Raw genomic sequence first — 21,513 nt, forward strand, 5'->3', positions numbered from 1 at the left:
GCGCAGCCGAACGGGGCAAGCGCCCTCGCCACGGTGGTTCTCGATTTGTTAAGGAGTTGAACATGGCTAACATCATCCGCCCGGCCCTGAGCCTGCTGGTGCTCATGACCCTGATTACCGGCGTCGCCTATCCACTGGTGGTCACTGGCGTCGCCCAAGTCGCCTTCCCCAAGCAGGCCAACGGCAGCCTGGTGTACGACGCCAGTGGCAAGGTGCGCGGCTCCAGCCTGATCGCCCAGGATTTCAGCGGTGACAACTGGTTCCACCCGCGCCCATCCGCGGGTGCCTTTGCCACGGTCTCCAGCAGCGCCAGCAACCTCGGCCCAAGCAACCCGGCATTGGCCACGCGTATCTTCGAGGACGCGAGTAAACAGCTGGTGCCAAGCCAGGGGCCGGTGCCTTTGGCCTCGCTGACTACCTCTGGCAGCGGTCTTGATCCACACTTGCCACCACAGGCGATTGCCTATCAACTGGTGCGCGTGGCGGCGGCGCGGAATGTGCCGGTGTCGACCTTGCAGCGCTTGTTGGATGAGCACATTGAAAGCCCGTTGGTGGGCCCGCCGGTGGTGAATGTGCTGGCATTGAACATGGCCCTGGAAAAACTGTAAGCAGTGAAACCGCCATCGCGGGCAAGCCCGCTCCCACAGGGGATTGCATTGCAAATGTGGGAGCGGGCTTGCCCGCGATGACGGCCTTAAAGACTGCAAATAAACACCTGAAGGAACCCCCTACATGAGCGACTCCGGCCGCGCCGATGCCTTGTTAGCCGATCTGCCCCGCAACGGCCGTGGCCGGCTCAAAGTCTTTCTCGGCGCCGCGCCGGGGGTGGGCAAGACCTACGCCATGCTCCAGGCCGCCCATACGCAGCTGCGCCAGGGCGTAAAACTCATCGCCGGGGTGGTCGAAACCCATGGCCGCGCCGAGACCGAAGCGCTGCTCAGCGGCCTACCGCAGCAACCGCTGTTGCGCAGCGAATACCGCGGCGTGATGCTCGAAGAGATGGACCTCGACGGCCTGCTCGCCGCCAAGCCCAAGCTGGTGCTGGTGGACGAACTGGCCCATAGCAACGCCCCTGGCAGCCGGCATGAAAAGCGCTGGCAAGACATCCAGGAACTGCTCGCCGCCGGCATCAACGTGTTCACCACGGTCAACGTCCAACACCTGGAAAGCCTCAACGACCAAGTGCGCGGCATCACCGGCGTGCAAGTGCGCGAAACCCTGCCGGACTGGGTGCTGCAAGAGGCCGACGAACTGCTGTTGATCGACCTGCCTTCCCGTGAGCTGCTCGAGCGCCTGCGCGACGGCAAGGTGTACGTGCCGGAACAAGCCCGCGCCGCCATCGACGCGTTCTTCACCCAGACCAACCTGATGGCCCTGCGCGAACTGGCGATGCAGACCGCCGCCGCCCACGTCGACGATGACTTGGCCCAAGGTTATCGCCAGCTCGGCCAGGCCGCACCGGCTGTGCGCGGGCGCTTGCTGGTCGGCGTGGACGGCGATGCCCAGGCCGAACGCCTGGTGCGCCATGCCAGCCGCGTGGCCCAGCGTCGGCATTTGCCGTGGAGCCTGGTGCATATCGACAACGGCCGGGCGCGGGATGAGCAATCGCGTCTGCGCCTGCAAAACGCCCAGCAACTGGCCGAGCGCCTCGGCGGCGAAGTGGTGTTGCTGCGTGCGGGGGAAGTGGCCAAGACCCTGATCCAGCACGCCGCCGAACGCCGCGCCAGTTTGCTGCTGGTGGGACAGTCGCGGATGCGCTGGCACCGTCGCGTGTTCGGCGGCGGCCTGGCGGCGCGTCTGTTGCGCAATGCGCGGGGCTTGGAAATCAACGTCCTCGACAGTGACGACGTCCCCGCGCCGCCACGCCTGCCGGATGTACGTGGGTTGGTGTGGTTCGACTACGGCCTGGCGGTTGCCGCCACCGTGGTGGCGGCGGCGTTGGCCTGGGCGGTGGCCAGTGTGTTGCCGTTGCCGAATATCTCCCTGGTGTTCCTCGCTGCCGTGCTGCTGGTGGCGGTGCGCAGCAGTCTGGGGCCATCGCTGGTGTGTGCGGCGCTGTCGTTTCTGACGTATGACTTCCTGTTTATCCCGCCGAATTTTTCCTTCGCGATCCAGCGTGAAGAAGATGTGCTGACGCTGCTGTTTTTCCTGCTGATGGCGGCGCTCACCGGCAACCTCGCCGCGCGTCAACGCCGGCAGTTGCAGGCGCTGCGCGACACCCAGGAAGAAACCAGCGAGTTGCTCGACCTGTCGCGCAAACTCACCGCCGCCACCGATCGCCAGGCGGTGATCAGTGCGGCGGCCCATCACCTGGAAGGCTGGAGCGACCTCGACTTATGCCTGGTCAACCGCGACGGCCAGGGCGGTTGGACCATCGAGACCGGCGGCCCGCTGACCCTCACCGAAGCCGAACGCGCCGCCGCCGACTGGGCCTGGCAACACGACCAGCCGGCCGGCATGGGCACCGGTACCTTGCCGTTCGGGCGTTGGTGGTGGTGGCCGCTGTCGGGTGAAGAGGGCCCGTTGGGCTTGCTCGGCGTGAGTCCCAAGCCGGGCCTGGAGTTGAGCGGTCAGCGTCGCCGTTTGCTCACGGCCTTGAGCCAGCCGCTGGCGCAAGCCCTGGCCCGTGCGCAACTGGCGCAGGAGTTGGAATCGGCACGTCTGCACGGTGAAACCGAGCAACTGCGCAGCGCCTTGCTCGCGTCGGTGTCCCACGATTTGCGCACGCCGCTGACCGCCATGCGCGGCAGCATCGACAGCCTGCTGGCCCTCGGTGAAGCCATTCCGCTGGAGGATCGCCGCGAGTTGCTGGAAGGTACCCGCGATGAGGCCGAACGTCTCGACCGCTATATCCAGAACCTGCTCGACATGACGCGCCTGGGCCACGGTGCGCTGAAGCTGGCGCGTGACTGGGTGGCGCCGGGTGACATCGTTGGCAGCGCGCTTGGCCGGTTGCGCGCCGTGCTGGCGCCATTGCAGGTGCGCACTGAGGTGCCATCGGGGTTGCCCTTGCTCTACGTGCACGCGGCGCTGATAGAGCAGGCGTTGGTCAATGTGTTGGAAAACGCCGCACGGTTTTCGCCAGCCCACGGGCGTCTGAACTTGAGTGCGGGGGTGTCGGATAACCAGCTGTTTTTTGCTGTTGCCGACGAAGGCCCGGGGATTCCCGAGGACGAGCGCGCGAAAATTTTCGACATGTTCTACACCGCCGCCCGGGGTGATCGCGGCGGGCAGGGCACCGGCCTCGGCCTGGCGATCTGCCAGGGCATGGTCGGCGCGCACGGTGGGCATATCAGCGTGGCCGAAGGTATCGACGGGCGCGGCACCTGCATCACCTTGTTCCTACCGTTGCCGACCCAGCCTGGCCTTGAGCGCGAGGCATGAGCTACCCTGTTTTCTCCGCCGATTCTGATTGGACACCATGAGCCAGACCGCGACGATTTTGGTCATTGATGACGAACCGCAGATCCGCAAATTCCTGCGCATCAGCCTGGCCTCCCAGGGCTACAAGGTGATTGAGGCCGGCACCGGCAATGAAGGCCTGGCCCAGGCCGCGCTGAACAAGCCGGACTTGCTGGTGCTCGACCTCGGCCTGCCGGACATGGACGGCCAGCAGGTGCTGCGTGAGTTTCGCGAATGGTCGATGGTGCCGGTGCTGGTGCTCTCGGTGCGGGCCAGCGAAGGGCAGAAAGTCGAGGCCCTCGACGGTGGCGCGAATGACTACGTGACCAAGCCATTTGGCATCCAGGAGTTTCTTGCCCGCGTGCGTGCGCTGTTGCGCCAGGTGCCGACGGGCGAGGCTCAGGAAGCGGCGTTGAGTTTTGGCCCGTTGACCGTCGACCTGGCCTATCGCCGTGTACTGCTGGACGGTGCCGAGGTGGCCTTGACCCGCAAGGAATACGCGGTACTGGCACAACTGGCGCGCCATCCGGGGCGGGTGATTACCCAGCAGCAGTTGCTCAAGGACATCTGGGGGCCGACCCATACCGAAGACAGTCACTACCTGCGGATTGTGGTCGGGCATCTGCGCCAGAAGTTGGCGGATGACCCGACGCAGCCGCGGTTTATCGTGACGGAGGCGGGGGTGGGGTATCGGTTGTTGGGCGCCTAGATGTTTGGTGGCTGGGCCGGCCTCATCGCGGGCAAGCCCGCTCCCACATTTTGAAAGCGTTCACCATTGGAGTGTGGGAGCTGGCTTGCCTGCGATGGCGCCTTCAGCAACACCAGAAATCTCAGCCCTGCTCGCTCTCATACCGATCCAACGTATCCCGCGCAATCTCCCGCCCCAAGGCGATCAACTCCGGCGCCTTGTAAAACTCGAAAAACCGGCATACCCGCTTCGGCACGTTGATCAACACATCCGGCGGATACCCGGCGATCTTGTACTGCGCCAATGAGGTCTGCATCACCTCGAAACTCTGGTTGATCAAGTCCAGCAACGACGCCGGGCCGACGTTGTCGATGATGAACGAACCGGTCGCCGACTTCGGTGCCCCGGCGGTTTCCGGGGCGGCGGCGGGTTGTTGGGCTTCGGGTTCCGCCGAGTCCAGCCAGGGGTTGATGTCTGCGGCTTCGGCCTGCAATGCCTCTTGCTCCAGCTTCATCAACTGTTCGGCCTGTTTGCGGCGGAAGGGCAGGTTCGAACCGAGGGATTTCGCCAGGCTGTTGAAACGGCTCTTGAACGCGGGTGGGCGCTGGATCATCGGCAATTGGTAGTGCTTCTGGTTGGTGGCGTTGAGGTTGACCGCGATGATCAAGTCGCAATGGCTCGACACCACCGGCACGATCGGCAGCGGGTTGAGCAGGCCGCCGTCCACCAGCATGCGGTTGCCCTGCATCACGGGTGTAAACAGGCTGGGGATCGCCGCCGAGGCGCGCATGGCCTGGTGCAGGCAACCTTCCTGGAACCAGATTTCCTGTTGGTTGGTGAGGTCGGTGGCGACGGCGGTGTAGGGGATGCGCAACTCTTCGATGTTCAACTCGCCGACGATCTTGCGGATCTGGCCGAAGACCTTCTCGCCTCGGATCGCCCCCAGGCGAAAACTCACGTCCACCAGGCGCAACACGTCGAGGTAATCGAGGCTTTCGATCCAACTGCGGTAGTCATCGAGTTTGCCGGCGGCGTAGATGCCGCCCACTACGGCGCCCATGGAGCAACCAGCGACACAGGCAATGTCGTAGCCGCGCCGTTCGATCTCCTCGATCACTCCGATATGGGCGTAGCCCCGGGCCCCGCCGGAGCCCAGCACCAAGGCAACACGTTTCTTCATGGTCCATGTCCTACAGAAGGCAGGTGCCCACAATGCACCTATTGAGGGGGCGGCTTCAATCTTCGCTGCGGGAGTGATAAGGCTCGGGTATGCTCTGGCAATAGGTAGGATCGATTTCAGGCTAGGGACAAGGCACTTTTCCAAGTAGGCAACGTCTACAACGTACGACTGTTTTTCTTTATTTTGAGGTGTCATCGATGAAAGCCTGGATGTGTGTGCCTGTGATCGTGTTGGCCCTGGCCGGTTGTGCCGGGAAAACCGCGTACCGCGACAGCTGCGGCACGCAATTGGATGCCGCCTGGCATGAGCTGGACCTGGCCAAGGCCGAAGGTTTCGCCGGTACGGTCAGCTACTCCAAGGCTCTGTCGCTGTTGACCGGCGCCAAGACCCAGCAACAGTTCGAAGCGTTTGAAGGCTGCGCCAACAAGGCCGAAAAAGCGCGTTTCTATATTCGTGAGTCGCGCGCCGGGCGTTGATCCGGGTGCTAATAGGATTTTTCATCGGGGAGTGAGGGCAGGATGTCAGCGTTGGTCGATCAGTTAGTCGCTCAGGTCATTGGCCTGGAAGTTGGGTTGCTGAGCTGCCAGGCTCGTCTTGCCGCCGTCACCGACGATGAAGCCCTGCATGATCTGCGCACCACCGTGCGCCGCCTGCGCAGCCTGTTGCGCCCCTTGCGCGGGCTGCCGGGGGTGGAACAGCTGGAAGCGGCCGCCAGCGCGGTCGGCCAGTTGACCACGCCGTTGCGTGACCGCGAGGTGCTGGCGGCGTATTTGCACCAGCACGGCCATCACCTGGCCGCCGATCGACGCCTGCGCTTGCAACCCGAGGCGTATCGGCAGGTGGCACAAGGCCCGGAGCTGGCGCACTTGCTGCTGATCCTCGATGCCTTTCCGCGCTTCATCCGCGCCTGCGAACATCAAAAATTGCTCAAGGGCCTGCGCACGCGTATCGAGAAGCGCCTGGCCAAGCAATGGCAGGCACTTGGCGCCGCGTTGAAAGACCCCGAGCACGATCGCCATCGCCTGCGCTTGTTGATCAAGCGTGTGCGCTACGCCGCCGAAGCGTATCCCGAATTGGACAAACTCCCCGCCAAAGCCCTGCCTCGCCTCAAGGGAGCCCAAGCCGCCCTGGGCGATTGGCACGACTGCTGGCAGTGGCTGGCCCAGGCCCAGCAGCAGGCCGATTTGCAGCCTTGCGTGGCGGTGTGGCAACGCACCATGGCCAAGGCGCAAGGGCAGGCGGATCGCGTGCTGGATAAGCTCAGCGCGGATTGTTTCTGAACCGGTCCGGCTTTTGGCCGGAATAGGCGCTGTGCCTGGCGGGCCCGCTGGTTAAGATCGCCCATCTGTTTCTTTTGATGTGAGGTCGCCATGCGTTTCAGTGATTTGCTCGACGCCGCCCGTAGCCACCCGCAGGACGTCACCATCCCCGCCGAATGGGCGCAAGGCCGTGCCACGTTTGGTGGCCTGGTCGCCGCCTTGCAGTACGAAGCGTTGCGCGCCCAGGTGCCGGCGGATCGGCCTTTGCGCTCGCTGGCGGTCACCTTCGTCGGGCCGGTAGCGCCGGATGTGCCGGCCAGCTATCAAGTCGAAGTGTTGCGCGAAGGCAAGGCCGTCAGCCAGTTGCTCGGCCGCGTGGTGCAGAACGGTGAAGTGGCGACCCTGGTACAGGCCAGTTTCGGTGGCTCCCGCGCGTCGGAAATTACGGTGGAGAGCGAAGCGCCGCCGGTGTTCAAACACTGGGATGAGTGCCAGGAACTGCCTTACATCAAGGGCGTCACGCCGGAGTTCATGCGCCATTTGGCGATGCGTTGGAGCGTCGGCGGTCTGCCGTTTACCGGTAACAAATCCCGCGACATGGGCGGCTGGGTCCGACTGCGTGGGGATGTAAAAGAGGAACCGCTGACCGAAGCGCACATCCTCGCCCTGGTCGATGCCTGGCCCCCGGCGTTGCTGCCGCACCTGAAAAAGCCGGCGCCGGGCAGCACACTGACCTGGACCATCGAGTTCATCCAGCCGTTGCAGGATTTGACCACCCTCGACTGGTGCCAGTACTACGTCAGCATCGAACACGCCCGAGACGGCTATGGCCATGCCGCCGCCGCGCTGTGGAGCCCGAGCGGTGCGCTGATCGCCATCAGCCGCCAGACCGTGGTGGTGTTCGCCTGATCCTCAGTGCCGATGGCGCTGCCGCCAGGCGCGCCACCAGCCACCGCTGAAGACAAAGCGCGGGAAGGTCACGAATTGCTCGACCACCAACCGCTGCACGGCGTCTTTGCGATCACTGAAGGGTTCACTGGCCTGCGCTTCCAGGCTATGCCCGTGACGCTGCAAGGCCAGGCCGGCGAGGATGCCGACCACGCCGATGGCAAAACTCGCCAGGCTCAGGCTGAACACGCCGGACACAATCAGCAGAAACCCGATAATGAATAGCGGCACGGCAATCAGGTGTAACGCCAGGTTGGTCGGGTGCTGATGGTTCTGTGGGTAATTGCGCCATTGCCAGGCGGGGAGATTGGGATGACGTTTGCCCATGCTGAAAAATCCTCTGTCCGTTGAAACAACTTGAACAGAGTTTAGGCAGGGACGGGCGCAGCAGCGAATCAAGGCTGGCTATAGGGGCTATAGCCAACCTTGGATGGCTTACAGCTTCAATTGCCCGATGGCTTTGCTCAATTCACCGGCCAGAGTCGCCAGTTGGTTGCTGGTGGTTGCAGAATCCACGGTTTGTTTCACGGTGTTTTCGGTGACGTCACGAATGCTCACCACCGCGCGGTTCATTTCTTCGGCGACATGGCTTTGCTGCTCTGCGGCGACGGCGATCTGGGTGTTGCTTTCGCGCATCTGCGCCACGGCGCTGGTGATTTCGGCCAGTGCCGCGCCCGCTTCAAGGGCTTGTTGCACACAGTCGTCGGCCTTGAAGGAGCTTTCCTGCATGAAGTCCACCGCATCGCGGGTGCCGGCTTGCAGCGCGGAGACCATGCGGGTGATTTCGTCGGTGGAGCTTTGTACACGTTTGGCCAGGTTGCGCACTTCGTCGGCGACCACTGCAAAACCACGGCCCATTTCCCCGGCGCGGGCGGCTTCGATGGCGGCGTTGAGGGCGAGCAGGTTGGTCTGTTCGGCGATGCTGTGGATCACGCTGACGACGCCGTTGATTTTCTGGCTGTCCTCGGCGAGTTTCTGGATCATTTCGGCGGTCTGTTGCACGCCGGTGGACAGCCCGGCAATCGAGCGTTGCACGCGGCTCACCACTTCATGGCCGCTGCCGGCGAGGGTGTCGGCGGTCTGGGACAAATCCCGCGTGGCGCCGGCGTGCTGGGCGATGTGGTAGACGGTGGCGGTCATCTCGTTGATGGCGGTGGCGGCCTGGTCGGTTTCGCTTTGCTGGCCGAGCATACCGTGCTGCACGTCGTTCATGCTGCTGGCCAGGCGCGCGGCGCCGTCGTCCAGTTGCTGGGCAGTACGCGCCACGGTGTTGACCACCCGTTGGTAACCGGCCTGCATGGCGTTGAAGGCGCTGGCCATCTGGCCGACTTCATCCTTGCACGCCAACGGCACGCGGGCCGACAGGTCGCCGGTTTTCTCCACGTGCAGCATCACGTCCTTGAGGGTGTTGAGCTGGCTGAGCAAGAAACGGATCAGCAGCTGCGAAGCGCAGAGCATCGCCAGCATCAGGATCGCGACGGCCACGGCGTAGTTGGTGAAACGGTCTTCGAAGACCTGGCTCAGGCTGGGCGCGTAGGCCAGCACGGCGACGTATTGACCGTCGGCGCGCGCGACCACATCGGCGCCCAACAGCGGGTTAACGCCGAGCCAGGGCATGTGATTGAGTTCGATCCAGCCGGTGGCGCTGGCCAGGGCTGACAGATCCTGCTCCGCCAGTTGTGGGACTTGGCCTCGGGCAAATGTCAGCAGGTGCTCGCCCTTGGGCAGCGGTTTGTCAGCCGGCCACGCGCTGAGCAAGCGCGCCTGCGCCTGCGCGGAGGCCTGGGACGCGTCGCTGCGTGCCTGTTGTTCGAGCTGCACGGCGTACAGCACCAGCAATAAGGTGGTGATGAAGGCGACCGCGTTGACGGCCCAGAATTTGTACTTCAGCGAGATGTTGCTAAGCCAGGCACCCATGGAAGGTTTTCTCTGATAGCGGAAACAGCATTGGCAAGGTGCCATTATTGTGCCGCTATTCAACAATACCCTTTTGACATGGGTCAATGGGCCGCATCACTCCACCGCAGGCAACCGAAAAAACGCGCGGGCACGGGCGGTGCTGTGCTGGGCCAGGTCTTCCGGCGTCTCGTGGCGGTGCAGGGCGACTTCGCGCAGTACTTCGGGCAGGTAGGCCGGTTCGTTGCGGCCGTTTTTCGGCTTGGGGCGCAGGGTGCGCGGCAGCAGGTACGGCGCATCGCTTTCCAGCATCAGGCGGCCTCGGGGAATTTCCCTGACCAGCGGGTGCAGATGCGTCCCACGGCGCTCGTCGCAAATCCACCCGGTGATGCCGATGTGCAGGTCGAGGTCCAGGTAGCTGAACAACGCCTGCTGCTCGCCGGTGAAGCAATGCACCACGGCGGCAGTGAGGTGGTCGCGGTAGTCCTTGAGGATCTCCAGCAGGCGCTGATTGGCGTCACGCTCATGGAGGAACACCGGCAGCTTCAGCTCGACGGCCAGGGCCAGGTGTTCTTCGAGGACTTTTTCCTGCTGCGGGCGCGGTGAGAAATCGCGGTTGAAATCCAGCCCGCATTCGCCCACCGCGCGCACCCGGCTCTCGCCGAGCAAACTGCGCAAACGTTGGGCGCTGTCGCCGTTCCAGTCGCTGGCGCTGTGGGGGTGGATGCCGGCGGTACAGAACAGGCGTTGACCGCTGTCATCAAGCTTTGCGCAGAGTTCCAGGGCCTGTTCGCTGCCCTCGACACTGGTGCCGGTGAGGACCAATTGTTGCACGCCAGCGGCGTACGCACGCTCGAGTACGGCCTGGTGCTTCTCGTCGAAACTGGGGTTAGTCAGGTTGACGCCGATATCAATGAGTTGCATGGTGCTATCTCCGCCTGCGGCCGGAAAGCATATCAGAGCTGTAGATTTATAAGAAAATCGAAGAACTACAACGAGTTATCGCTGTCTTTGAACGTCGCAAGTGACATCGCGGTTGGCCTCACGCTTCGCCCTGTGTCACCGTTGCGCGCTTTTTCAGCGCTTCAAGTGCTCTGTTTCTGACTCCCACCGTCTCGTTTTTCGCGAGGACGTTGGCCAGTATTCTTACCGGAGAGCGGATGATCCGACCCTCGGCGTTGCTAGTGTTGTGCCTGACGTTACTGCTGCCCATGGCGGCGGTCGCGCGCCTGGACGGGCCGCTGGAAGTGACCAAACCCGGCAAGGTCCGTGACCTGGCCGAGATTCGCTCCAGTCGCACCTTGCGGGTGTTGGTCAACCAGAGCCGCAACAGTTCCGGTGAAATCCAGGGCCAGGCCATCGGTGTCGAATACCATCGCCTGCGCGCCTTCGAGCAATACCTGAATGGCCACGCCCGTGATGGCCAGGAAATCAACCTCAAGATCATCCCCAAGGCCAAGGACCAACTGCTCGGCGCATTGGCCCGTGGCGAAGGTGATCTGGTCGCCCCCGGCGAGCTGCTCGACGTCAATGCCGCGCACAAGATCAGCACCAGTGACCCCATTGCCAGCGGTGTGCCGTTGTGGCTGGTGGGTGTGAAGGGCGAGCGGCGGTTCACCAAGTTGGAGCAGTTGTCCGGGCGCACCCTGGCCTTGACCACCGGCAGCGCGGCGGCGGATGCGATCAGCCAGGTCAACCAGAAACTGGCCCTGCACAAACAGCCGCCGATCAAGGTGGAATGGGTGGACCCGACCCTGGCTGTGGAAGACGTGCTGGAGATGGTACAGGCGGGTATTTTCCACCTGACCATTGTGGAAAAGCCGATTGCCGAACGCTGGGCGAAGATCCTGCCCAAGTTGCGCTTCGACAAGCAGGTGGCCATCAGCGAGCCGGGCGACGAATACTGGTTCGTGCGCCAGGACGCGTCGATGCTGCGGGCCAGCATTGATCGATTTCTCAAAACCTATCACACCCCATCCGACCAGGACGTGGCGTTCCAGCGCATCTATCGACGCCTCTATCAAGTGCGCAACCCGCTGGCGCGGGTCGAGCGCCAGCGCCTGGAAAAACTGCGCCCGGTCTTGCAGAAGCACGCCCGCGAGCAGGGCATGGACTGGCTGAACCTCGCCGCGCTGGCCTTCAAGGAGTCCGCCCTCGACCCCGGCGCGCGCAATAGCGGTGGGCCTACTGGGCTGATGCAGATCACCCCGTCTGCGGCCCAGCGGGTGGGCGTCAACAATATCGAGAGCCTCGATAGCAACGTGCAGGCGGGCGCCCGCTACCTGGCGATGATCCGCCGCAAGTTCTTCGCCAGCCCCAAGCTGAACGAGCGCGAGCGCATGGCGTTTGTATTGGCGGCTTACAACATGGGCCCGGAGCGGGTGCAGGGGATGCGCACCGAGGCCAAGCGGCGGGGGCTGAACCCCAACCAGTGGTTCTTCCAGGTTGAGAGGATTGCCATGGAGCAGGTGGGGATGGGGGGTGTCAGCTATGTTAATAGCGTCAACAAGTATTACTTGGCGTTCGATCGGGAGCGCGAATCCCTGGAGCCGCCTGCGCCGAAAGTCGTCTCGCGGAAGTGATCGATTTAATCGATATTAATTAGGCATTTTTTCGGCTTTTATCATTCCATAAACTGATTAATATAGCGGCCAACCAACCCCTACTTCGAAAAGGATTCTTACCATGAGCCCACTGATCAAAAACCTCCTGAGCACCCGCGCCGGCTACGGCCTGACCATCCTGCGCATCGTTGTCGGCATTATCTTCGCCGCTCACGGTTCGCAAAAACTCTTCGGCTGGTTCGGCGGCTATGGCTTGGCGGGTACGGCGCAGTGGATGGAAAGCATCGGCCTGGCACCGGGTACCCTGATGGCACTGTTGTCCGGCGGGACTGAGTTTTTTGCCGGCCTGGCGCTGATCATCGGTTTGCTGGTGCGTCCAGCGGCGCTGGGGCTGACCATTCTGTCGGTGGTTGCGATCTTCTCGGTGCACATCCACAACGGTTTGTTTATGGCCAACAACGGTTATGAGTTTGCACTGGCCTTGCTGGGTGGCTCCCTGGCCGTACTGTTTGAAGGTGCCGGCAAGCTGTCCGCCGACCGCGCCATCGCCAACTGACAGACCTGCAACCCCCTGAACAGGCCCGCCGCGTGCGGGCCTTTTCGTTGCGCGCAATTCTTGACATGGCCCTGTCGGCTTCTCTAGGATGCCCGCTCATGCGCCGATTTAAACAGCTAATTGCGGGGCGCCATGGGTGGTTGTTTATGCTCGGTCCAGCGTACACAGTCCCGATAGAAGTGCTGTTTCCGACTCAGGAGCAGGCTTCGAAATACCGCTAAAGCGCTGGTTCGGTGTTGCCTCTCACCTGCCCGCAGACTTTTGAGGCAGAGACACGACACGATGAATGCACTACACCCCCTCATACGCCTGGCCCCGATCACTGCGGACCTGACCCAGCGCAACCCGAAAATCCTGCTGGGCGGCAAGCACCAGCCGACGTTGCTGCGTTATCTCGATGGCTGGCCACGCCGCACCGGCCGACCTTCGGCGTTCCTGATCCAGTTTGTCGAAGACGGCGATTCCCTCGCGCGGTTTGCCAACAACAGCTTTGACCTGGCCGTCATCCAGGCCCCCAGCGCCGCTGACGCGCAAGAAGTCATCCACCAGCTCACGCGCATTGCCCGGCAGGGGCTGATCGCTCGTCGTTAAACCTGCAAGGGCAGTGGCCGCCGGCGATGCTGCCAGCGAAACAGCGCCCAGGCGCTCAGGCATAGCAGCAGCGGCAACGGCACAATCACCAGCAGCTTCACGCCCAGTATCCAACGCTGCAGTGGCTTGTATGCGTCCACCTTCAACGTTTGCAGTTCCATCGCCAAGCGCAGGCGCTCCTTGTTGAGCGCTTGTAGTTGGGTGCTGGTATCGACCGCTTCGGTGCCGAGGGTTGTGATGGGCGGGTTCAAGCGTTGCCATTCCTGTTCCGCCTGGGCCAGGCGTCGCTCCAACTCGTCGGCCTGGTCCTGATAGGCACGCGCAGCGGTGTTCTGCAGGTTTTCGACGACGTGCAAGCCGTAGTTCGCCATGGCGCGTGGGCGAATGTTGGCGAGCGCCTCAGGCGCAGCAAGATTGTCCAAAGTGTTCAGCACAAACAGGTGATTGCTCAATTGCGCTGAGCGGGTCGGGCTCAGCGTGAGCATGTCCGTGTCGGCGACCACCACCACATGGATCTGCGCGGCCTTCTGCAACCCGGGTGGCTGCTCGCCGACGCCGTCAGGAAACGACGAATACGCAGGTCCTTCGAGGCGCGCTGCGATGACATGGCGCTCACGGTGCGGCAGCGGTTCGCCGGGACGCCGGTTTACCGCAAGGTTGTTGGCGTCCAGCAGTGCCGACTGTTCGGAGCTTTGCAGCAACGGAGTGAAACGGGTTCGGCTTTTGTGCAGCGCGAAGAGCGCGCCGCTGCTTGCAAGGGTCACTGAATCCAGGCGCCAACTGCTGACGTCGTTCCTGGTCATGGCCTGTCTTGGCAGGGTCAACCGGGTCGGATCACTGCCTGGAGGCTCATGTGCGGCATAGCGGCTGTCGATCAGCACCAGGTCGGCGGGCATGCGCACGCCCCAGCTCGCCAGCAGCCCGTCCAGCTTGGCGCTGGCGGGCGGGGCGTCGGTATCCAGGGCGCTAAGCGGATCAATGAACATCATCAGCTTGCCGCCGCCCAGCACGAATTGGTCAATGGCGTACAAGGTTTGCTCGGGCAGCCTGCGCGGGTGTACGAGCATCAGGGTCTTGAAGTGGCTGGGGATGCGGTCGAGCTCGGCAGGCAGGTCGACGAGGTTCACATGTCGATGCAGTTCGCGCAGCAGCGCCGCGGCCGGGGTCTTGATCGGCTGTCCTGACAGCAGGCCGATAGTGGCGGGCTGCGGTTGCGACAATTGGCTGATCAAGTGACTGATTTCATATTCCAGCAGCGCCGCCCGGTCGGGATTGAAGGATTCGATCCGCCGCGCGGCCTGGCCATTGCGAGTGCCGATGAGGCCGAAGAATCCTTCGCTATCGTCGAGGCCGTATAACCCGGCTCTGTAGGCATCGTCCGAAAGGTCGCCAGGGTCGATGATGTGCAGGTTGATCATGCCGTTTGCGGCGGTTTCGAATGCTTTGAGCATCTTTTCAACATAAACGGCGTAGCGCTTGCTGGCAGCGCTCTTTTTCGGGTGATGGCGTGCGTTGAAGTAGTAAAGGTCCACCGGGCTTTCCTGGGCGGCCAGCAGATGCAGCACGGCAGGCGAAAGAGTGTTGGTTTTCAAGGCTGAAGGGTCCCAGCGCAGGTCAGGCAGCTTGACTGCCCATACCAGGTTGAAGGCCAGGAACAGTAAGGCTATGACGATAAGTGTCATGCTGGCACGCAGTGCAGATCCCATCGATAGCCCCCCTCAGCTTTTTTTGTAGTTGAGAACAATGGTTGTTGCAGCAAGTAAGGCAATTGTCAGGCTGATGAAATAAAGCATGTCGTGCAGCGCCAATGCGCCATGATCAATCATCCCAAACCGTATGAGTGGACTCAGGGCGGTGAGGCTGTCGACTATCCAAATAGGCGCTTGATGTTCCAGCGCATCAAGCACTGATGACAGTCCGCTGATCGTTAATAACAGGCTCAGTGTCAGCACAGATGTCAGTAGTCGTTGGTGACTGAGGGCACACATGAAGCAGCCGATGGACAAATAACTTGCCGCCAATAAACCGCTGACCAGATATTGCGCGGCGATTACGCTGTTATCCACTGTGCCCAGCATGTTGACCATCACAACGAGGGGAAACGTCAGCGCCAATGTCAGGGCGACGATAGTCCAGGCTGCGAGAAACTTCCCGATAACCAGCTCTGCCGAGCTGACAGGCAATAGTTTAAGTAGTTCGCTGAGACCGGTCTGTTGTTCGTCCGTCCATAACTGGATCGACAGCGCCGGGATGAATAGCAGATACAACCAGGGGTGCCACTCAAAGAAGTTTTGCAAATCGCTGCTGTTTTGTTCCAGTAGCCCGAGGGTATCCAATCCGAGTGTCGTGGACAGTGCCAGGAACATTGCGATGCTCAGGTAGGTGGCCGGTGCGCGGAGATAGCGGGTCAGCTGGAGTTTGAAAACAGGCAGCAGCAGGTTCAAAGCGAGGCCTCTTGGCTCAGTTGGTGGACCACATCGTTCAGGCGGCCGGTCTCCAGCGTCAGCGAGGTTATGGGCCATTGCCGTGTGGCGATCAGTGTGCTGACGGCGGGGTAGATGGAGTGGCCGGGCATGGCGAGCACTGTGACGGTGCGAGGGGCATGGCGGTGTTCCTCGATGCCGGCAACACCGGGCAGAACCGCCAGCGCCAGCAGGTCCAGGGGCGCGTCCGACGCCAGGGTGATGGCCCTGAAGTGGCGAGAACTGCGCTGAAGCTCGGGCATTGGCATGTCCGCCAGCAGGCGCCCTTTTCCGAGGACCAGTGCACGTGTGCAGATGTTGGACAGCGCTTCGCCATCGCGTGCGGCGACGATCACGGTCATGTCCTCGGCCAAGGATTGGATCAGCGCCCGAACCTTGTCCTGCTGATGGGGGGCGAGGCCCTCGATGGGTTCATCCAGCAACAGCACGCTGGGGTCATGCAGGATGGCCTGGGCCATTGCAACTTTGCGTTGCAGGTCGTTGGGCAGCGTGTTGAGCGGGTAGTCGAGTACCGCCGACAGCTCCAGGCGGGCCGCAGCCTGCTCGATGTGCCAACGTTTTTCGGACCCGCGCAATTTGCGCAGGGTCGCCAGGAGATTCAGGAAACGGCTGACAGACATAGTTGGATGGCAGGGATTTGATTGAGGTTGGTAGCCCACTGCCTGGCCTATTTGAAGCGGATGGGTGTGCGTATTGAAATCGAGAATGTTCACCTGCCCGGCACAGGGTTTGACCAAACCGGCCACCAGCTTCAGGAGTGTGGTTTTGCCCGCGCCCTCGAGCCCGAACAGCCCAATACATTCCTGGCGTTGGGCAGAAAATGAGAGTGGCTGGATCACACTTTTCGGGCCGAGTTTCTTTGTCAGATTACTTATCGCAATCATTAGGCTGTCCTGCTGGATCGGTTTGTCGGTGGAGGGGTAGCAACAAGCACTTTGGCTGACGTATGTGCAGGCTCGGGTTAAAAAATATTACGTTCAATGAGGGGGCTTTGAAATCCGGTCTTGAATTTATAAGCAAAATCCTACGTTTGTATTTGAGATGTGCTGAAACAATTGTTGCGTGTGTGACGTTTCAGATGGCAGTTGTTTGTTTGGTGTGTAATTTATGTTTATTCGCCGTGATGAGGTCCGATGACCATGATGCTTCTACGTACTCTTGTTCTTGCACGATCCGGTGAGGATGCGCCGGTCAACGGTGCACTGCTTTGTAGTTTCGCTGTACCCCAGATAGGTTGTAATTTTCTGGTTTATAGCCTGGATGAAGAAGCGGAGCCTGGGAGTTCCAGGGTATATATCGCTGTTTTGCGTAAGAAACTTGAGCGGTATTACTTGGGCGCTGTTGATGCGCCGGAAGAGTTGCAGTTGGCAATGCAGGTCTTCAAGCAAATATTGACGTGGGCGGCTTCCGGGACGAATCCCGGTGACTTGACGGATACACAGATTCCTTATCACTTTGTGGATTTGAAAGGCTGCAAGTTACCTCCTGCAAGACCGGAGGATCATCACTCCCTGATCATCAAGAAAGCCCTGGTGATGAAAGTCATCACCCTTGGAATGTCCAGTCCCGCGCAACCGGCGATCGAAAGCGCGACGTTGATCGTGCCCTCCATTCGTTTCTCATCAAAAATGAGTTCTGGCCCCAGGGTCGTGAGTCCAGCCGAGCCGGCCCAGGGGGACGCACCTGAATGCCACAGCGAAGAGCCGCAACCGATGCCTGTGCAAACATCGCAGGCCAATGTGTCGACTGAGCCTGTTGCGCCAAGAGAACCTGAGGTGCCGCCCCAACTGCCGGTGGCGGCGGACAATAATGTGTTGTTCGAGATGGATAGCACGTTGAATAACCTCGCCCGTGTCGCGCAGGAGTTGACCCAGCAAAAGCGCGCGGTAATCGAGCGTGAGGCCGCGCTTGAGCAATGGCAGAGCCGCTTGCAGCAGGAGCAACATCAACTGGAGGAAAAGACCCGGGAGGTCGAGCAGCGCAGTGCGCAATTGCACGAGCAGTCGGTGGCTGTCAGCCAGCAGGCTGAAGCGATGAATGTGTTGATTGCCCAGGCATCGGGCATGCGGCAGAGTCTGCGGGGGATGCTGCTCGAGCTGGACCAGGTGCTGGATCGATAGTCTGGTCTGGCTACTTTCCAGGGTTCATTTATTATCGACGCCAGCCAGTCGACGCCGGGGCTTGATTCCCTGGCGCATCGGCACCTACGGATATTGCCTGGGGATGCAAGCGTTTGAGTACCAAGCTGATTACCAAAGAAGGTCATGAGGCGCTGAAAAAAGAGCTGGATTACCTGTGGCGGGAAAAACGTCCGGACACCACGCGCAAAGTCACCTGGGCCGCGTCGCTGGGGGATCGCAGCGAAAACGCCGATTACCAGTACAACAAGAAACTGCTGCGTGAGATCGACCGCCGGGTGCGCTACCTGCGCAAGCGCCTGGAAGACATGCGCGTCGTGGAGTACATGCCGGAGCAGGAAGGCAAGGTGTTTTTCGGTGCCTGGGTCGACATCGAAAACGAGCAGGGTGAAACCAAGCGCTTTCGTATCGTCGGTTATGACGAGATCTATGATCGCATGGACTACATCTCCATCGACTCACCCATGGCCAGGGCGTTGCTGCGCAAGGAAGTCGACGATGAGGCCTTGGTGCAGACCCCAAGCGGTGAAGTGTGCTGGTGGATCACCGGTATCGAGTATGTGAAGTAGGCCAGAACGGCCCGCACCCTGGGCAGGGTGCGGGCCGTTGGCGTTTCAGCCCTCGCGCAGCACGGTCAGTGGGCTGGCGTTCAGCGCGCGACGCGTGCCGAATACGCCGGCAGCGCCGATCAGTACGGCACCGATCACCGGCAGCAGCAACAGCCACGGGTGAGGGTGCCAGGCCAGGTCAAAGGCGTAGCGGTACAACACCAGTGTCACCAGCTCCGTGCCCAGCGCTGCCAGCAGCCCGCTGACCGCGCCCAGCAACCCGAACTCGATGCGCCGCGCCTTGACCAGCAACTTGCGTTCGGCACCCAGTGCGCGCAGCAGCGCGCCCTGGCGAATGCGCTCATCCAGGGTGGCCTGCAAACCGGAGAACAACACCGCCATCCCCGCCGCCAGCACAAACAACAGCACGTACTCCACCGCCAGCGTCACTTGGGCGAGGATGCTGCGCAGCTGTTCCAGCAGGGCTTCGACTTGCAGGATCGTCACCGCCGGAAATGCACGGGACAGGTCGACAATCTGCTGGTCGTGCCCAGGTGCCAGGTAGAAGCTGGTCAGGTAAGTCGCCGGCAGGTTTTTCAAGGTACCCGGCTGGAAGATCATGAAGAAGTTGGGTTGGAAGTTGTCCCAGTTGATGGTCCGCAGGCTGGTGACCCGCGCCTCGCGGTTTTCGCCGCCGACGGTGAACACCAGGTGGTCATTGAGCTTGAGCTTGAGGCTCTCGGCCACTTTGGCCTCCACCGACACGCCTGGAATCTCATCGGTCGGCTGTTGCGACCACCAGGCACCGGCCGTCAGGACGTTACCCGGCGGCAGGTCGGCGGCCCAGGTCAGGCTCAGGTCACGCTGCACAGCTCGGTCGCCGCTGGAGTCCTTGCTGACAATCGCCTGCACCGCCTCGCCGTTGATGCTGATCAAGCGCCCCGGTACCACCGGATACAGTGGCGCCGATTGGGCTTGCAGGGCGAGCAGGCGTGCACTGAAGGCTTCGGTGTCGGCTGGCAGGATATTCAATGCGAAGTAGTTGGGCGCGTCCTCTGGCAGCTGGTTTTGCCAGGTGTCGAGCAACTCGCCACGCAGCAGTGCGATCAACCCCATGGACAGCAGGATCAAGCCAAACGCAAGGGACTGGCCGGCGGCTGCCAGCGGGTGACGCAGCAATTGGCCCAGGCCCAGGCGCCAGGGCAGCGATGCGCGGGCCAGCAGCTTACGCAGGCTTTGCAACAACAGCAGGAGCAAGCTGCCAAGGATCAACGCGGCAAGCACACCGCCACCAAGCAAGGCGAAGGTGAGCACCAAGTCGAGGCTCAGGCGCCACATGATCAGGCCCAGGGCGAACAGGGCCGCGCCGTAGACCATCCAGGTGCTGGATGGAATCGGCAGCAGGTCGCGGCGCAGCACTCGCAACGGCGGCACACGGCCCAGGGCCGCCAGTGGCGGCAAGGCGAAACCGGCGAGGGCGACCAGCCCGGTGCCGATTCCGGCAACGGCCGGCAGCAGCCCGCCGGGTGGCACGTCCGCCGGCAGCAGGTCATGCAGGAAGTAGAACAGGCCAAATTGCGCGAGCCAGCCGAGCACGGCACCCGCCAGGCTGGCCAGCACGCCGAGCACGCTCAGTTGCAGGCTGAACAGCAGCATCGCTTCACGCCGCGACAAACCAAGACAGCGCAGCAGCGCGCTGGCGTCGAAGCGCCGGCTGGCAAAGCGGTTGGCCGACAGCGCCACGGCCACGCCCGCCAGCAATACTGCCACCAGGCTGGCCATGTTCAAGTAGCGTTCGGCCTTGCCCAGGGCACCGCCGATCTGCTGGTTGCCGTCCCGTGAATCCTGCAAGCGCTGGTTGGCGGCGAGTCCCGGCTTGATCAAGTCCCGATAGGTTTGCAGGGCGGTGCTGTCGGGCGGTGCTCGCCACAGCTCGCGGTAGCTGACCCGGCTGCCGGGCTGGACCACGCCGGTGGCCTCCAGGTCAGCCAGGTTGATCATCACCCGCGGCGTCAGGCTGTAGAAGTTGCCAGCACGGTCCGGCTCATAGGTCAGGATGCGGGCCAGACGCAGGGTCTTCATGCCAACATCGATGCTGTCGCCGACCTTGAGGTTCAGCGCCGTCAGCAGCCGCGCTTCCACCCAGGCCTCGCCGGGTTTCGGGCCGCCACCGGGGGTTTCAGCGGCGAACGGTTCGGCCGCGCTTTTCAGCTCGCCGCGCAGCGGGTACTGCTCGTTGACCGCCTTGATGCTGGAAAGCTGGATGCCGTTGTCGGTCGCGATAACGCTGGAAAACTCGACGATACGTGCATGGTCCAGGCCCAGTTCGGTTCCGGAGCGGATTTGCTCGGGGCGCGCCGGTGAGCTGCCTTCGAGCACCAGGTCGGCGCCGAGGAACTCAGTGGCGCGCAACAGCATGGCGCCGTTGAGGCGTGCGCCGAAGTAACCGATGGCGGTGCTGGCGGCCACGGCCACCACCAGGGCGAAGAACAACACGCGCAATTCGCCGGCGCGGGCATCGCGCAGTAATTGGCGCATGGCCAGGCTGAACAGGCGCAACAGCGGCAAACGTGCCATCAAGGCTCCAGGGGCGCGACCATCAGGCCGGCTTCAAGGCGGATCAGGCGCCGGCAGCGGTGGGCCAGGCGCTCGTCGTGGGTGACCAGCACCAGGGTGGTGCCGCTCTCTTTATTGAGTTCAAACAGCAGGTCGCTGATGCGCTCGCCGGTGTGGCTGTCGAGGTTGCCGGTGGGTTCATCGGCAAACAGTACGTCCGGTTCGGCGGCGAACGCGCGGGCAATCGCCACGCGTTGTTGCTCGCCGCCGGAGAGCTGGCGTGGCGAGTGGGTCAGGCGCTGGCCCAGGCCGACACGTTCGAGCAGGTGGCGGGCACGTTCGCGGGCGTCTTTGCGGCCGTCCAGTTCCAGCGGCAGCATCACGTTTTCCAGGGCGTTGAGGCTGTCGAGCAGTTGGAATGACTGGAAGACAAACCCCACGTGTTCGGCGCGGATGCGCGCGCGCTGGTCTTCATCGAGGGTGCTCAAGGCTTGGCCGGCGAGGGTGACTTCGCCGCTGCTGGGCAGGTCGAGGCCGGCCAGCAGGCCGAGGAGGGTGGATTTGCCGGAACCGGAGCTGCCGACGATAGCCAGGCTATCGCCCTTGTTCAGTTCCAGGCTCAGTTCGTGCAGGATAGTCAGTTCACCTTCCGCGCTGGGAACCACTTTGCTGAGGTTCTGCGCGGTGAGAATGCTTGCGCCCAT

20 protein-coding genes are annotated in these 21,513 nt (G+C 62.3%); 11 read left to right on the plus strand and 9 right to left on the minus strand.

The window, feature by feature from the left end; translation table 11 throughout:
* Positions 1 to 62 precede the first annotated feature (62 nt).
* From kdpC to IB241_RS12635, 3 genes are all read left to right on the plus strand, one after another.
* Positions 63 to 608: a potassium-transporting ATPase subunit KdpC gene (gene kdpC, locus IB241_RS12625; protein ID WP_192298714.1), complete on the plus strand. Its 546-nt coding sequence runs from the start codon at positions 63 to 65 to the stop codon at positions 606 to 608.
* Positions 609 to 732: 124 nt separating this feature from the next.
* Complete coding sequence (locus IB241_RS12630) at positions 733 to 3,384, plus strand: sensor histidine kinase (protein ID WP_192298715.1); 2,652 nt, start codon at positions 733 to 735, stop codon at positions 3,382 to 3,384.
* A gap of 37 nt (positions 3,385 to 3,421) precedes the next feature.
* Complete coding sequence (locus IB241_RS12635) at positions 3,422 to 4,111, plus strand: response regulator (RefSeq protein WP_192298716.1); 690 nt, start codon at positions 3,422 to 3,424, stop codon at positions 4,109 to 4,111.
* 121 nt (positions 4,112 to 4,232) lie between these two features.
* On the opposite strand, the gene IB241_RS12640 is transcribed toward IB241_RS12635, so the two are convergent.
* Positions 4,233 to 5,270, minus strand: coding sequence for a patatin-like phospholipase family protein (locus IB241_RS12640; protein ID WP_192298717.1), 1,038 nt, complete (start codon positions 5,268 to 5,270; stop codon positions 4,233 to 4,235).
* 197 nt (positions 5,271 to 5,467) lie between these two features.
* On the opposite strand from IB241_RS12640, the gene IB241_RS12645 reads away from it, so the two are divergent.
* From IB241_RS12645 to IB241_RS12655, 3 genes are all read left to right on the plus strand, one after another.
* Entirely contained in the window at positions 5,468 to 5,746 is a 279-nt protein-coding gene (locus IB241_RS12645; RefSeq protein ID WP_017734442.1) for a hypothetical protein, read from the plus strand.
* 42 nt (positions 5,747 to 5,788) lie between these two features.
* Positions 5,789 to 6,550 (plus strand): CHAD domain-containing protein, encoded by a 762-nt coding sequence (locus IB241_RS12650; protein ID WP_192298718.1) that lies wholly within the window; start codon positions 5,789 to 5,791, stop codon positions 6,548 to 6,550.
* A 90-nt stretch (positions 6,551 to 6,640) separates the two neighbouring features.
* On the plus strand, positions 6,641 to 7,438 hold the full coding sequence (locus IB241_RS12655; protein WP_192298719.1) for an acyl-CoA thioesterase: 798 nt from the start codon (positions 6,641 to 6,643) through the stop codon (positions 7,436 to 7,438).
* 3 nt (positions 7,439 to 7,441) lie between these two features.
* Here the strand turns inward: IB241_RS12655 and IB241_RS12660 are convergent, their stop codons facing one another.
* The 3 genes from IB241_RS12660 to IB241_RS12670 form a co-directional block, all read right to left on the minus strand.
* A complete protein-coding gene (locus IB241_RS12660; protein WP_192298720.1) occupies positions 7,442 to 7,804 on the minus strand; it encodes an Mpo1-like protein in 363 nt (120 codons plus the stop codon).
* Between the two features lie 108 nt (positions 7,805 to 7,912).
* Entirely contained in the window at positions 7,913 to 9,394 is a 1,482-nt protein-coding gene (locus IB241_RS12665; protein ID WP_192298721.1) for a methyl-accepting chemotaxis protein, read from the minus strand.
* A 96-nt stretch (positions 9,395 to 9,490) separates the two neighbouring features.
* On the minus strand, positions 9,491 to 10,297 hold the full coding sequence (locus IB241_RS12670; protein WP_192298722.1) for a TatD family hydrolase: 807 nt from the start codon (positions 10,295 to 10,297) through the stop codon (positions 9,491 to 9,493).
* Positions 10,298 to 10,533: 236 nt separating this feature from the next.
* Between IB241_RS12670 and IB241_RS12675 the strand changes: the two genes are divergently transcribed.
* The 3 genes from IB241_RS12675 (at position 10,534) to IB241_RS12685 (ending at position 13,084) form a co-directional block, all read left to right on the plus strand.
* Positions 10,534 to 11,955, plus strand: coding sequence for a transglycosylase SLT domain-containing protein (locus IB241_RS12675; RefSeq protein ID WP_192298723.1), 1,422 nt, complete (start codon positions 10,534 to 10,536; stop codon positions 11,953 to 11,955).
* A 103-nt stretch (positions 11,956 to 12,058) separates the two neighbouring features.
* Positions 12,059 to 12,493, plus strand: coding sequence for a DoxX family protein (locus IB241_RS12680; protein ID WP_192298724.1), 435 nt, complete (start codon positions 12,059 to 12,061; stop codon positions 12,491 to 12,493).
* Positions 12,494 to 12,775: 282 nt separating this feature from the next.
* Positions 12,776 to 13,084 carry a class I SAM-dependent methyltransferase gene (locus tag IB241_RS12685; RefSeq protein WP_192298725.1) on the plus strand — a complete coding sequence of 103 codons (309 nt, stop codon included), beginning with the start codon at positions 12,776 to 12,778 and terminating at the stop codon, positions 13,082 to 13,084.
* On the opposite strand, the gene IB241_RS12690 is transcribed toward IB241_RS12685, so the two are convergent.
* From IB241_RS12690 to IB241_RS12700, 3 genes are read right to left on the minus strand one after another with little or no spacing between them, the layout of a single operon-like run.
* A complete protein-coding gene (locus tag IB241_RS12690; RefSeq protein ID WP_192298726.1) occupies positions 13,081 to 14,790 on the minus strand; it encodes a Gldg family protein in 1,710 nt (569 codons plus the stop codon). The two genes, IB241_RS12685 and IB241_RS12690, sit on opposite strands and share 4 nt — an antisense overlap.
* Before the next feature lie 12 nt (positions 14,791 to 14,802).
* On the minus strand, positions 14,803 to 15,528 hold the full coding sequence (locus IB241_RS12695) for an ABC transporter permease (RefSeq protein WP_192298727.1): 726 nt from the start codon (positions 15,526 to 15,528) through the stop codon (positions 14,803 to 14,805).
* Complete coding sequence (locus tag IB241_RS12700) at positions 15,525 to 16,451, minus strand: ABC transporter ATP-binding protein (protein ID WP_192298728.1); 927 nt, start codon at positions 16,449 to 16,451, stop codon at positions 15,525 to 15,527. The genes IB241_RS12695 and IB241_RS12700 overlap by 4 nt, the downstream gene beginning before the upstream one ends.
* Positions 16,452 to 16,706: 255 nt before the next feature.
* On the opposite strand from IB241_RS12700, the gene IB241_RS12705 reads away from it, so the two are divergent.
* Positions 16,707 to 17,687: a hypothetical protein gene (locus IB241_RS12705; RefSeq protein ID WP_192298886.1), complete on the plus strand. Its 981-nt coding sequence runs from the start codon at positions 16,707 to 16,709 to the stop codon at positions 17,685 to 17,687.
* Between the two features lie 113 nt (positions 17,688 to 17,800).
* Positions 17,801 to 18,274: a transcription elongation factor GreB gene (gene greB, locus IB241_RS12710; protein WP_192298729.1), complete on the plus strand. Its 474-nt coding sequence runs from the start codon at positions 17,801 to 17,803 to the stop codon at positions 18,272 to 18,274.
* A gap of 45 nt (positions 18,275 to 18,319) precedes the next feature.
* Here the strand turns inward: greB and IB241_RS12715 are convergent, their stop codons facing one another.
* A complete protein-coding gene (locus IB241_RS12715) occupies positions 18,320 to 20,830 on the minus strand; it encodes an ABC transporter permease (RefSeq protein ID WP_192298730.1) in 2,511 nt (836 codons plus the stop codon).
* Positions 20,830 to 21,513: an ABC transporter ATP-binding protein gene (locus IB241_RS12720; protein WP_192298731.1), complete on the minus strand. Its 684-nt coding sequence runs from the start codon at positions 21,511 to 21,513 to the stop codon at positions 20,830 to 20,832. Before IB241_RS12720 ends, IB241_RS12715 begins: the two co-directional genes overlap by 1 nt.

Origin of the sequence: Pseudomonas sp. PDM05, from assembly GCF_014851685.1 — a bacterium.
Classification (GTDB): domain Bacteria; phylum Pseudomonadota; class Gammaproteobacteria; order Pseudomonadales; family Pseudomonadaceae; genus Aquipseudomonas.